The following is a 12,545-nucleotide window of genomic DNA, read 5'->3' on the forward strand; positions in this document are numbered from 1 at the left end:
TTACTTACTTTTAGGAGTATTAAAATTCATCCATGAAATCATCTAGAAATTACCTTGCAATTATCATCATTATTTTAACTGTTTATTGGAGCTTTAAAGATATCATACCAAGTGTAACATCTTCTAAAAAAGAAATTAGCGCTATAGCATTTTCTATTGATAATGCGCTATATCATTTAAAAAATATTTCTCAAAAACCACATTATACTGGATCTGAAGAACACAAAAAAGTACAAGATTATTTGGTCCAAGAGTTGAAGAAATTGAATTTAGAACCTGAAATTCAATATCAAACTGCTATTAATAAGAAATGGAGAGCAGCAACCACTACAGAAAATATCATCGCTAGGATTAAAGGAACTAAAAACAGCAAGGCTTTATTGCTTTTAACCCACTACGACTCTAATCCACATTCATCGTTAGGAGCAAGTGACGCTGGCTCTGGTGTTGTAACTATTTTAGAAGGTATAAGAGCTTATTTAGCAACAAATAAAACTCCTAAAAACGATATTATCATACTTTTTTCGGATGCTGAAGAATTAGGTCTTTTAGGTGCACAAGCTTTTGTTGAAAATCATCCTTGGGCAAAAGATGTTGGTCTAGTACTGAACTTCGAAGCCCGGGGTAGCGGTGGCTCTAGCTATATGTTAATGGAGACTAATGGGAAAAACAAAACGTTATTAACTGAGTTTTTAAACGCGAACCCAAATTACCCAGCTGCCAACTCTTTAATGTATGGTGTGTATAAAAAACTACCTAATGATACCGATTTAACTATTTTTAGGGAAAAAGGAAATATTAACGGATTTAATTTTGCCTTTATTGATGATCACTTTGATTATCACACAGAACAAGATTCATATGAAAGGTTGAATAGAGAAACACTATTACATCAAGCAGATTATTTTACCACTTCGTTAAACTATTTTGCCAATGCTGATTTAACTAACTTAAACAGTGATACTGATTACATTTACGTTAATTTTCCTTTTACTAAGTTGTTAACGTATCCATTTTCTTGGGTACTACCAATGATTATCATTGCCTTTTTGTTATTTATAGCGCTGATTGTAGTAGGCATATATAAGAATAAGATGACAGTAATAGGTGTATTAAAAGGTTTTATTCCTTACATACTGTCTTTAGTATCATGTATAGGAATTTCATACGGGTTGTGGCAATTACTATTAATCATCCACCCACAATATACTGATATGCTTCATGGCTTTACCTATAACGGATATCAATATATCATTGCTTTTGTTCTTTTAAATCTTTGGATTCTTTTCAAGATATATAATAAACTAAAAGATGCCAAAGCTATAAATTTATTAGGTGCTCCTATAACTTTTGGATTGATTATAAATGTTATCATTTACATGAAGTTACCAGAAGCTAGTTTCTTTATTATTCCTGTTTTTGCTTCTTTATTGATTTTAGCAATCTTGCTGTTCATGAACCTTAATAAAACATCTAGAGCTACGTTTTTTGCTATTATATCTATTCCAACAGTGTATATGATTGCCCCTATGGTTCAATTATTTCCTGTAGCACTAGGTTTAAAAGCATTATTTATTTCTGCCGTACTTCTCGTATTTCTTTTCGGATTAATGCTTCCTGTTTTTTATCAAGAAAAAACTAAAAACGGATGGCAAGCATTAACTGGTTTTCTTGCATTATTATTCTTTGGGTATGCAACGTTTAATAGCGGTTTTTCAATTGAAAAGAAAAAGCCTAACAGCTTAGTTTTTATTCAAAATTCTGATACAAACACTTCGTACTGGGCAAGTCATAATAAAACATTAGATGGGTTTACGAAACAATATTTTAATGATGAGTCTAAACAAAATAGTGCTAATTTAATTGCAGGGAAAAGTAAATACGATACTTCTTTTAACTATTACCAAAAAGCTGAAAATAAAAATATTCGTACTTCTAATATCAAAATCAATCAGGACACAATTATTAATAACCAACGAAGTGTTTCGTTAACAATCACTCCTACTCGTAATATTGACAAGTACGAGTTATATACAAACACTCAAATAAAGTTAACTAATTTTACTGTTAACGGAATTTTATATGATAAAGGGCAGGCTTTTACCTCTAAAAAAGGAACGTTGTTAATTTATCAAATGGCTAATACTGATAAAGATTTGACCATTTTTTTTACAATTGATAAAAACACCCAACCTGATATTGTGATTAATGAGATATCAAACGATTTATTATCGCATCCTAAGTTTACCATACGTCCTAGAAGTGAAATAATGATGCCGATGCCTTTTGTGGTTAACGATGCTATTATTTGTACTCGAAAACTTAAATTATAATAAACATAAAAAGCTCAACTTTTAAAGTTGAGCTTTTTATGTTTATTATACGTTTATTTAGTCAATATGAGAAACACGTAAGGTGTTTACCATACCTTTTGCTTTTACAGGCATTGAAGATAAGTTTATCATAAAGTCTCCTGTTTTCACATAGCCTTTTTCTTTAGCTATTTCGTTAATATCTTCAATAGTATCATCGGTACTTAACTCCCTGTCGTAAAAATAAGCTCTAACACCCCATAAAAGATTTAACTTTCCTAAGATTCTTTTCTCAGATGAAAACGCCAATACGTGTGATTTTGGCCTCCAAGCTGAAATTTGAAAAGCTGTATACCCACTATTAGTTAAGGTCGATATTGCTGCTGCATTGATATCATCCGCCATCAATGCTGCATGATGACACACTGACTTCGTAATAAATCTATTAGTACGAATATGGGGTGGTTCTTGTGGAACTTCAATTAACTCTGAATACTCAACACTTCCTATAATTTCTGTCATTTTTTCAATAACCTTTATTGGGTGTTTTCCTACAGAAGTTTCTCCAGAAAGCATTACTGCATCTGCACCATCCATAATAGAGTTTGCTACATCATTCACCTCTGCTCTAGTTGGAACAGAGTTCTCTATCATAGTTTCCATCATTTGAGTAGCAATAATTACAGGAATTCTTGCTTGTTTTGCTCTACGTACCAACATCTTTTGAATTAAAGGTACATCTTGCATTGGTACTTCTACTCCTAAATCACCACGGGCAACCATTAACCCATCGCAATATGGAATTAAAGCATCAATATTTTCAACAGCTTCTGGTTTTTCTATTTTTGCTATTACAGGAACTCTATAGCGTGATTTTTGTTTAATTATATCACGTAAAATACGTAAGTCTTCCGGTGTTCGTACAAACGAAAGCGCAATCCAGTCTACTTCTTGCTCTAAGGCAAAAACTACATCTTTTTTATCTTTTTCTGTTAATGCTGGTAATGAAATTTTAGTGTTTGGTAGGTTAACTCCTTTTTTAGATTTTAATGCTCCTCCTACTATTACTTTAGTAACTACTTCATTTTCTTTATCAGTTGCAGTTACTTCAAACATTAATTTACCATCATCAACTAAAATCTTCTCTCCTATTTTTACATCTTTTGGAAAACGTTGGTAGGTCATATATGCTTTATCTTGTGTTCCTTCACATTTTTCAGTAGTAAAAACGAATGTATCACCTGCCTTTACCTCTACTCCGTCTTGCATTACACCTACTCTTAGTTTTGGACCTTGTAAATCTGCTAATATGGCTACATTATACCCTCTTTCTTCATTTATCTCACGTATTTGACGTATGCGCTCTCTTACTACTTCATAATCAGCATGTGAAAAATTAATTCTAAAAACATTTACACCAGCTGCAGCCATATCGGCTAAAACTTCTTTAGTATTGATTGCTGGTCCTAATGTTGCTACAATTTTTGTTTTCTTATTGTGTGGCATATAATTAAAAAATTAAAAAATCTTTCGACTTTAATGAGTTTACCTCTATTTTGTACGAGGTTATTATTTGAGGTATTTGATTTATCGTTTCTATCTTTTTTACAATTGACTCGTAATCAAAATCTCCTTCTAATTTCAAAAAAAAATCAACTTTTCTCTTTTCGGGTATTAAATGTGAAATTGATTCACTTTCTTTAAAGAGACTTATTGATTCTACTTCAAGAGTTGATTTATATACATTTGCTATTAAAAACCAACCTTGACATAATTTTACGTTAGTATATTCGTATACCGTGTAAGAGGATTGACTACCTTTTTGAATAAAATCTAAATCATAACTCGCTCTATTAAACTTAACTTGTAAATGCTTGTTTAATAGATATGCTAATTTATACTCATTCAAAGCAGTATGAATACCTATCAATGTATAATCATCAGTAGAAAATTCATTTATATTCACCTCATAAATTGGCATAAAAACAATTATTTGTTTTTGCTAAATTAATGAATGTATACAAAATACTGTGTAAATTTTTTGAAAACGTTTTTATTTGCGTGTTAAGAATTTAGCATTTGGTTTTGCATTGCATAGTAAACTCTTTTTGCTGCAATTTCTTCTGCTTTTTTCTTCGAGGTTGCTCTTCCTTTAGCTATGATACTACCATCTATACTAACGCGAACACTAAAGTGTTTCTTACTTTGATTACCTGAATCTTCATAAGATTCAAACTTGTACTTTTTCTTCTTTTTTTGGCACCATTCTATAACAAAACCTTTGTAACTTGATATTTTCCCTTCTAATCGTTCAATATCTACATAAGGCATTATTACTTGGTCGTAAATAAACTGATGACAATAGTTATACCCCCTATCTAAATAAATTGCGCCTATTAGAGCTTCAAAAATATTTCCATAAATGTTGATGCTAACATGTTCTTTAGAAATATTACTTTTTACAAATCTAATTAAATCGAGGTCTTTCCCTAAGCTATTCAAATGTTCTCTACTTACAACTTTAGATCGCATTTGTGTTAAGTATCCTTCGTCTCCTTCTGGTACTTTTTTAAATAAGTAAGAAGCTATTACCGTACTTAAAATAGCATCTCCAAGAAACTCTAATCGTTCATAGTTTACAGGGTTGCCTTTACCATCAACTAATTTTAGAGACCTGTGCGTAAATGCTTTTTTATAAAGTGATAACTTAATTGGTTTAAAATTAAGCAGCTCTTTTAATTCGTAGTAGAAATTTTCATCCTCTTTGTTTTGGGGTTTAACAATTCTACGAAGAAAATTCATGAAAAATTAATCTAGTTTTCTAAAGGCTACACAAGCGTTATGACCACCAAAACCAAATGTATTGCTCATTGCAACTTTAATCTCTCTCTTTTGAGCTTTGTTTAACGTTAAATTTAACTCTGGGTTAATGTTTTCGTCAACGTTAGTATGATTAATTGTTGGAGGAACAACACCGTGCTCCATGGCTAACAACGAAGCAATTGCTTCGATAGCACCAGCAGCACCTAACAAATGTCCTGTCATAGACTTTGTTGAGTTGATATTAATGTTTTTAGCATGACCTCCAAAAACTTCAGAGATTGCTTTTAATTCTGCGACATCTCCTAAAGGAGTTGAAGTACCATGAGTGTTGATATGATCTACGTCTTCTGGTTTTATTCCAGCATTTTCAAGACAGTTCTTCATTACTGCAACCACACCAATTCCGTCAGGGTGAGGTGCTGTCATATGGTAAGCATCTGAAGATAATCCTCCACCAATAACTTCTGCATAAATTTTAGCTCCACGAGCTTTAGCATGTTCATATTCTTCTAATATAATTGCACCAGCTCCTTCTCCTAAAACAAAGCCATCACGCTCAGCATCAAAAGGTCTTGAAGCTGTTTCTGGACTTTCATTTCTAGTAGATAAGGCATGCATCGCATTAAAACCACCCATACCAGCAATTGTAACAGCGGCTTCACTACCACCAGTTACCACTACATCACAATGTCCTAGCCGAATATAATTTAAAGCATCAATCATTGCATTTGCTGATGATGCACAAGCAGATACTGTAGTATAGTTTGGCCCCATAAATCCATTTTTTATAGAAATATTACCAGGCGCAATATCTGCAATCATTTTTGGAATAAAGAACGGGTTGAATTTTGGAGTACCATCTCCTTTAGCATAGTTCAACACTTCATCTTGAAATGTTTCTAAGCCTCCAATACCTGCTCCCCAAATAACGCCAACTCTTAATTTATCAACGTTATCTAGATTTAAATCAGCGTCAGCAATTGCTTCATCAGAAGCAACCATTGCGTATTGTGTAAATCTATCCATTTTACGCGCGTCTTTTCTATGCATAAAATCAGTCGCGTTAAAATTTTTAAGCTCACATGCGAAACGAGTTTTGAACTTGGCAGCATCAAAATACGTTATAGGTGCTGCTCCGCTAACTCCGTTAACCAAGCTATTCCAATATTCTTCTTTATTGTTTCCTATCGGCGTTAATGCGCCAAGTCCAGTTACTACAACTCGTTTTAATTGCATATAATCTTATTTTTTTGCGTCTTCAATATAGCTAATCGCTTGACCTACAGTACCGATGTTTTCTGCTTGATCGTCTGGAATTTGAATATCAAATTCTTTTTCGAATTCCATGATTAACTCAACCGTATCTAAAGAATCTGCTCCTAAATCGTTTGTGAAGCTTGCTTCGTTAGTTACTTCGTTATCGTCTACTCCTAATTTGTCTACGATAATTGCTTTTACTCTTGATGCAATGTCTGACATAATTTGTTTGTTTTAAAATTTAAAATCGAAGCAAAAATACAAATCTTAGTTATTAATTCTAACTTTTGCTCAAAAATGTGATGTCTAAAATAAAAAAAATACCTGAATATTTTGCTACAAACACCACCATTGTTAATAATTATTCTTTTTTTTGTAGTAACAAAACAACTAAACTTTAACATGAAACGTATTGTAATTTTCGCTTCTGGCTCGGGTTCTAATGCCGAAAACATCATTAAGTACTTCCATTCAACTAAAACTGCGATTGTTACTCATGTGCTTTCTAACAACCAACGTGCCAAAGTTTTTGACCGCTGTGAAAAACTAGGTATTAATGCTTCGTTATTTGATAAAGAGAGCTTTACTAAAGATGACACTGTATTAAACTTTTTGCAAGTTGAAGCTGACATTATTGTACTAGCAGGATTTTTATGGCGTGTTCCTGCTAAAATTGTGGCAAGCTTTCCTAATAAAATTATAAATATTCACCCTGCTTTATTGCCAAAATATGGGGGAAAAGGAATGTATGGAATGAATATCCATAATGCTGTTAGAGAGAATAACGAAACTGAAACAGGTATTACCATTCATTATGTGAATGAAAATTACGATGAGGGAGCTATTATTTTCCAAGCTAAAACCTCAGTATCTTCTGAAGATACTCCTGAAAGCATCGCTCAGAAAGTTCATGAATTAGAATATAATTATTTTCCAAAAATTATTGAAGAGATAATTTTAAAGAATGAGTAAAAAGAAAAAATATTATGTAGTTTGGAAAGGTAAAAAAACAGGTGTTTTTTCATCGTGGGATGCTTGCAAAAAACAAATTGATGGCTTTACTGGTGCACAATACAAGGCTTTTACTGATAAAAGAGAAGCTGAACTAGCTTTAAAAAAGAGCTACAACGACTACAAAGGCAAAGACACTAAAAAAACAACTTTGTCTCTAGAAGAAAAAGCTAAATATGGTTTCCCTGTTTTAGAAAGCATATCTGTTGATGCTGCTTGTGCTGGCAACCCAGGATTAATGGAATATAGAGGAGTATTGACTCATAATAAGAAAGAAATTTTTAAAATGGGGCCGTTTAAAAATGGTACTAATAATATTGGTGAGTTCTTAGCACTTGTGCATGGGATTGCCTTACTAAAAAGTAAGAAGATGGACTCTTACCCTATTTATTCTGACTCTAAAATTGCTATGAGCTGGGTTAAAAAGAAAGAATGTAGAACCAATATTGTATTTGACAACTCTAATAAAGAAATTTTAGATTTAATTAAACGTGCCGAAAACTGGTTACAACAAAACTCAGTTAAAAACCCTTTATTAAAGTGGGAAACTAAGGCATGGGGTGAAATTCCTGCTGATTTTGGAAGAAAATAAAAAACCGAGTAACTAACATACTCGGTTCTCATTTTTTTATTCTAGAGTAAGATATCTACCTTACTTTACTGCCATTTTTGTTTCTTCTTTCCAAGTTTGAACACTTGCAATGGCATTGTCTCTAAAATCAATCTCTTTTAAGCCATCTTCTTTCCACATAAACCATTTTCCTGTCTTTTTACCTGCTTCATAATGCCCAATGGTTGTTTTATTTCCTTTTTTATCAAAAGAGGTCCAAGTACCTGTTAACTTTTTATCTTTGAAAAAACCTTGTTCTTTAATCGTACCATCTTTATAAAAGTAAGTGGCTTTTACTAAATCACCTTCAACTTCATATTTTGGCTGTATATCTTGGGCTTGTAAAAATGATATTGACAACATACAAGCAGCTATTACTAGTTTTTTCATAATCTAAATCTTTTAAAGTTAATACCTGTTAACACAAATATATAAAAAATTTACATATACAAAACATTTTGGTAACATTAATTTAACATTGCGATTAAATAAAATTAATTTCTACCTTAACAAGCACTTTAAAAACATATATTTACAGGTATTAATCTTAAAAAAAATATTATGGCAGTAATGAAAGTTATTGAAATTTTAGCTAACTCTGAAAAAAGTTGGGAAGACGCTACAAAAAAAGCTATTAAACAAGCTTCAAAGTCTGTAAAAGGAATTAAATCTGCATTTGTACAATCACAAAGTGTAGTTGTTAACAATGATGAAGTAACTGAATTTAGAGTAAATCTAAAAGTAACTTTTGAAGTAAAATAACTTTATATATAACTAACTACTATCTGCGGTTTTGATCAAATTCAAAACCGCATATTTTTTACCTATAAATTCAAATTTTATGAATGTCATACAATATGTTTTATTAGCTGTAGTTGCTTTAATTCACTTATACATTGTAATATTGGAAATGTTACTATGGACAAAGCCTAAAGGAATAAAAACTTTTGGTCTAAAATCTAAGGCTTTTGCTGAAGAAACAAAAGTTATGGCTGCCAATCAAGGTTTATATAATGGTTTCCTTGCAGGTGGTTTAATTTGGTCGATGCTATCAGAAAAAATAGATGTTGCTCTGTTTTTTTTAATTTGTGTTTTTATTGCTGGTGCTTATGGCTCTTTTTCTACAAAAAAACCTCGTATTTTTGTCGTTCAGTCTATACCTGCTTTATTAGGGTTAGCTAGCTTAATACTATAAAACCAACTACCACTTACTAAAACTATTTATTAATAACTAAAATTTACCATAAGAAATGGAAAAGTATTTAGAAAAATTTCAAGAACTTATAGTTGCTTATGCTCCTAAGGCAATTGTTGCAATTATTATTTACGTTGTAGGTTCTTACATTATCAATTTAATTCTCAGAGCGGCCAAAAAAATAATGACTAAAAGAGAAGTAGATGTTACTCTACAAAAATTCTTAGTAAACTTATTAAATTGGTCTTTAAAAATTCTTTTAATAATTACAGTTATAGCAAAACTAGGTGTTGAAACTACTTCATTTGCTGCTATTTTAGCTTCAGCTGGTTTGGCTATTGGTTTAGCTCTACAAGGTTCTTTAGGTAATTTTGCAGGCGGTGTTTTAATCATGCTTTTCAAACCATTTAAAGTTGGTGATTTAATTGAAGCTCAAGGTGAAATAGGGGTTGTAAAAGAAATAGAAATTTTTACAACTAAACTTACTGGTTTATCTAATAAAGAAATAATTATTCCTAACGGATCTTTATCTAATGGAAATATTGTTAATTACTCTTCTGAAGGAACTCGTAGAGTAGATTTAACTTTTGGTGTTTCTTACGATGCTGATATTAAACAAACTAAAGAAATATTAATGGATGTTATCATATCACACCCAAAAGTATTGAAAGACCCTATACCAACAGTTAATGTATCTGAGTTGGCTGATAGCTCTGTTAATTTTGCTGTAAGACCTTGGTGTAAAACAGAAGACTATTGGGGTGTTTACTTCGATATAACTGAAAACACTAAAATTGCCTTAGATAAAGCTGGAATCGAAATTCCTTATCCTCACTCAGTGGAAATTCATAAAGAGAGTTAACGTTTTTTTTCAGGCGTAACCACAAAGTTTTTTAAATAAAAAGGCTCAAAATAAGCGACATCTTCGATGTCGTTTTTTTTGTACTTATTAAAACTTAATTGTCCCATTTCTTTTGCCGAAGGAAATTCTCCATCAATAAAAACTGCATTTTCGTGTGTAATTATTCCCTTACACTTTTCTGCTCCATCTCCTAAGAAATACACTTTTTCTTTTGATAAAAATTCTTGAAAAGAATTTTTATCAATAATTTCAGCCTTTATCTCTCTTATTTGTTCGTAATTGGCATTATATACCGCCGCATATACTTCCATACGACGCGCATCAAGCATTGGTACGATAACTCCTTCTTTAATATTTATTTTATGAGCTAAAGATTGTAATGTTTCAATAGATATTAAAGGCTTATCAAATGCGAAACACAGTCCTTTTGCTGCTGAAACACCAATACGCAAGCCTGTGTAAGAACCAGGGCCTTTGCTTACAGCTACTGCATCAATATCGTTAAAAGAAAGTTTTGCCTCTTGTATTACCTGCTGAATAAATGGGTGTAACTTTTCGGCATGAGAATAGTTTCCATCATTTAACTCTTGTATTGCTAAAAGCTCCCCTTTTTCTGCTATGCTAACTGAACAGTTTTTGGTTGCAGTTTCTATATGTAAGATTGTTGCCAAATCTGAAAAATTTATTTTTAACAAAGATACATCATAAAGAAAAACCTCATTAGTAAAATTCTAACAAGGCTTTTCCAACAATAAATATATTTTTCTTAGTTAATCAACGATTGATTCTCCGTAGTAAAATTTCAATACTTTCGTTTTAAACACGTAATCGTATTTAGCTCTAATCATAGCTCCCTCAGCGTTCACTAATCGATTACGTACTTGATCGAAATCAAATTGAGTCATTGACCCATAATCATAACTTACCTGTGCATTTTTAAATGCTTCTTTTTGAGCTTTTAAGGATACTTGTGCAGCTTCGTATGTTTTAGCTGCTGCTTTTGCATCTAAAAAGGCACTTTCAATTTGTTGTTGTAGTTGTAATTTTTGATTTTCTAGAGCAAGCTCAGAAACTTCTTTATTTATTATAGATTTGGCTACTCTATTTTTTGTTTGAAAACGGTTAAATAAAGGAACATTAAGCGACAAACCTAAATTATATCTAATTCTATCCTTTGTTTGTTTGAAAAAGTAATCATTCGTTTGACCTGGAAACAAGTTATTAAACTGATGAAAGTAAGAACTACTTGCACCTATTGAATACGACAAACTAGGTAAATATGCACTTTTTTCTAATTTTATGTTCAGGTCTGAGTTTTCCACATTCAATTGTGCTCTTTCTATATCTGGCCATGCAGATAATGCTTTTTCATATACTACATTAGAATTATTATACAATAATGCTACTGAAGGAGAACCTACTTCGATATCAGCTATATTAAAATCTTTTGAAGAAATTTGTAACAACTGACTTAACCTTAGCAAAGCTATACTCAATGTGTTTTCTTGTAATACCACATTTTGAACATCACCTGCAGCTGTTGATTCTACATTTAATAAATCTCCTTTAGGTATTGCTCCTCCTTCAAACTGAGCTCTAGCTCTTTCAATTTGCTTTTTACTAATCTCTGCTTGAACTGTTGCAACTGCTAAATTTTCTTTTGCAAACAACACATTTAAGTATTCGTTTACTACATTTAAAGAAATATCATTTTCTATTTTAGCTAAATCTAGCTCACTACCTTTTACACTTAACTGTGCTTGTTTTTTTTGGTTCAAGTTTCTAAATCCATTAAAAATAGTTCCTCTACTTGATAAGCTAAATGAAGAATTGAAGTTTTGTGTATTCTTTAAAACCCCTGTTTGGTCTGGTGATAAACCAGAACTAAAACCAGCACTAGAAGATCCGTTTAAATCTGGCAGGAAATTTCCTTTAGATATTTCAACATCTTTATTTGCTAGTTCTACGTTTAAGCGGTTTTGCTTAACTGTAATATTATTTTTTAAAGCGTAATCTACACACTCTTTAAGTGTCCATTGTTTTTGAGAAAAAACAGCTATAGAAGTAAATATAGCCGTAAATAATGCAATTTTAGTTTTCAAAAGATCAATATTTTTTATTTAAACTTAGTTAGTTGACATTTCTAAAATGTAAAAATATATAGCTTTTCTAATAATCTGAAAAACTAGCAAACAATTATATAAATCGACGTATAAATACGCTACAATATTTTTGATTGCGACTATATGACGATTAAAACTAAGATATGTTACAAAAAAACATTATTAATTATAAATACTAACTTTTCTCCTTTTTTTTATGTCTGTAAATAAAATAAAATAGCAATCCAACTAATACATAAGGGAACACCATTAAATAAGTAATTCCATTATTCACTCCCTCAGCTATGGTTTCATTCCCTCCTTCTACTACGGCTTTACACATGGCGCATTGTGAAGATGCCTTTATGGAAAA

15 protein-coding genes are annotated in these 12,545 nt (G+C 31.5%); 6 read left to right on the plus strand and 9 right to left on the minus strand.

Going from position 1 to position 12,545, the window contains the following annotated elements; translation table 11 throughout:
- Nucleotides 1-32 precede the first annotated feature (32 nt).
- Nucleotides 33-2,333: a M20/M25/M40 family metallo-hydrolase gene (locus ACKTSW_RS01345; protein WP_408023480.1), complete on the plus strand. Its 2,301-nt coding sequence runs from the start codon at nucleotides 33-35 to the stop codon at nucleotides 2,331-2,333.
- A 57-nt stretch (nucleotides 2,334-2,390) separates the two neighbouring features.
- Here ACKTSW_RS01345 and pyk read toward each other — a convergent pair whose 3' ends face one another.
- The 5 genes from pyk to ACKTSW_RS01370 all read right to left on the minus strand — a co-directional run bounded on the left by pyk (nucleotide 2,391) and on the right by ACKTSW_RS01370 (nucleotide 6,614).
- Nucleotides 2,391-3,818 (minus strand): pyruvate kinase, encoded by a 1,428-nt coding sequence (gene pyk / locus ACKTSW_RS01350; protein WP_408023481.1) that lies wholly within the window; start codon nucleotides 3,816-3,818, stop codon nucleotides 2,391-2,393.
- A 4-nt stretch (nucleotides 3,819-3,822) separates the two neighbouring features.
- Nucleotides 3,823-4,293, minus strand: a complete 471-nt coding sequence (locus ACKTSW_RS01355; protein ID WP_408023482.1) for an IPExxxVDY family protein — start codon at nucleotides 4,291-4,293, stop codon at nucleotides 3,823-3,825.
- 83 nt (nucleotides 4,294-4,376) lie between these two features.
- The gene (rnc, locus tag ACKTSW_RS01360; protein WP_408023483.1) at nucleotides 4,377-5,114 is read right to left on the minus strand and encodes a ribonuclease III; all 738 of its coding nucleotides are present in this window, start codon (nucleotides 5,112-5,114) and stop codon (nucleotides 4,377-4,379) included.
- Between the two features lie 6 nt (nucleotides 5,115-5,120).
- A complete protein-coding gene (gene fabF / locus ACKTSW_RS01365; RefSeq protein WP_408023484.1) occupies nucleotides 5,121-6,371 on the minus strand; it encodes a beta-ketoacyl-ACP synthase II in 1,251 nt (416 codons plus the stop codon).
- A 6-nt stretch (nucleotides 6,372-6,377) separates the two neighbouring features.
- Entirely contained in the window at nucleotides 6,378-6,614 is a 237-nt protein-coding gene (locus ACKTSW_RS01370; RefSeq protein WP_028891431.1) for an acyl carrier protein, read from the minus strand.
- A 180-nt stretch (nucleotides 6,615-6,794) separates the two neighbouring features.
- On the opposite strand from ACKTSW_RS01370, the gene purN reads away from it, so the two are divergent.
- Both purN and ACKTSW_RS01380 read left to right on the plus strand, forming a co-directional pair.
- Nucleotides 6,795-7,364, plus strand: coding sequence for a phosphoribosylglycinamide formyltransferase (purN, locus tag ACKTSW_RS01375; protein WP_408023485.1), 570 nt, complete (start codon nucleotides 6,795-6,797; stop codon nucleotides 7,362-7,364).
- Nucleotides 7,357-7,995 carry a ribonuclease H1 domain-containing protein gene (locus ACKTSW_RS01380; RefSeq protein ID WP_408023486.1) on the plus strand — a complete coding sequence of 213 codons (639 nt, stop codon included), beginning with the start codon at nucleotides 7,357-7,359 and terminating at the stop codon, nucleotides 7,993-7,995. The genes purN and ACKTSW_RS01380 overlap by 8 nt, the downstream gene beginning before the upstream one ends.
- 60 nt (nucleotides 7,996-8,055) lie before the next feature.
- Here the strand turns inward: ACKTSW_RS01380 and ACKTSW_RS01385 are convergent, their stop codons facing one another.
- Nucleotides 8,056-8,403, minus strand: a complete 348-nt coding sequence (locus ACKTSW_RS01385; protein WP_408023487.1) for a toxin-antitoxin system YwqK family antitoxin — start codon at nucleotides 8,401-8,403, stop codon at nucleotides 8,056-8,058.
- 171 nt (nucleotides 8,404-8,574) lie between these two features.
- Here ACKTSW_RS01385 and ACKTSW_RS01390 point away from each other — a divergent pair, with 171 nt between their 5' ends.
- From ACKTSW_RS01390 to ACKTSW_RS01400, 3 genes are all read left to right on the plus strand, one after another.
- Complete coding sequence (locus tag ACKTSW_RS01390) at nucleotides 8,575-8,775, plus strand: dodecin family protein (RefSeq protein WP_274634773.1); 201 nt, start codon at nucleotides 8,575-8,577, stop codon at nucleotides 8,773-8,775.
- A 79-nt stretch (nucleotides 8,776-8,854) separates the two neighbouring features.
- A complete protein-coding gene (locus ACKTSW_RS01395) occupies nucleotides 8,855-9,208 on the plus strand; it encodes a DUF1304 domain-containing protein (protein ID WP_408023488.1) in 354 nt (117 codons plus the stop codon).
- Between the two features lie 55 nt (nucleotides 9,209-9,263).
- Nucleotides 9,264-10,070 carry a mechanosensitive ion channel family protein gene (locus ACKTSW_RS01400; protein ID WP_408023489.1) on the plus strand — a complete coding sequence of 269 codons (807 nt, stop codon included), beginning with the start codon at nucleotides 9,264-9,266 and terminating at the stop codon, nucleotides 10,068-10,070.
- Here the strand turns inward: ACKTSW_RS01400 and tsaB are convergent.
- From tsaB to ACKTSW_RS01415, 3 genes are all read right to left on the minus strand, one after another.
- A complete protein-coding gene (gene tsaB, locus ACKTSW_RS01405) occupies nucleotides 10,067-10,741 on the minus strand; it encodes a tRNA (adenosine(37)-N6)-threonylcarbamoyltransferase complex dimerization subunit type 1 TsaB (protein WP_408023490.1) in 675 nt (224 codons plus the stop codon). The two genes, ACKTSW_RS01400 and tsaB, sit on opposite strands and share 4 nt — an antisense overlap.
- Nucleotides 10,742-10,840: 99 nt before the next feature.
- Nucleotides 10,841-12,172: a TolC family protein gene (locus ACKTSW_RS01410; RefSeq protein ID WP_408023491.1), complete on the minus strand. Its 1,332-nt coding sequence runs from the start codon at nucleotides 12,170-12,172 to the stop codon at nucleotides 10,841-10,843.
- Between the two features lie 196 nt (nucleotides 12,173-12,368).
- Nucleotides 12,369-12,515, minus strand: coding sequence for a hypothetical protein (locus ACKTSW_RS01415; RefSeq protein WP_408023492.1), 147 nt, complete (start codon nucleotides 12,513-12,515; stop codon nucleotides 12,369-12,371).
- Nucleotides 12,516-12,545: the final 30 nt, after the last annotated feature.

This window comes from Tenacibaculum sediminilitoris, from assembly GCF_964513795.1.
Classification (GTDB): Bacteria; Bacteroidota; Bacteroidia; order Flavobacteriales; family Flavobacteriaceae; genus Polaribacter; species Polaribacter sediminilitoris.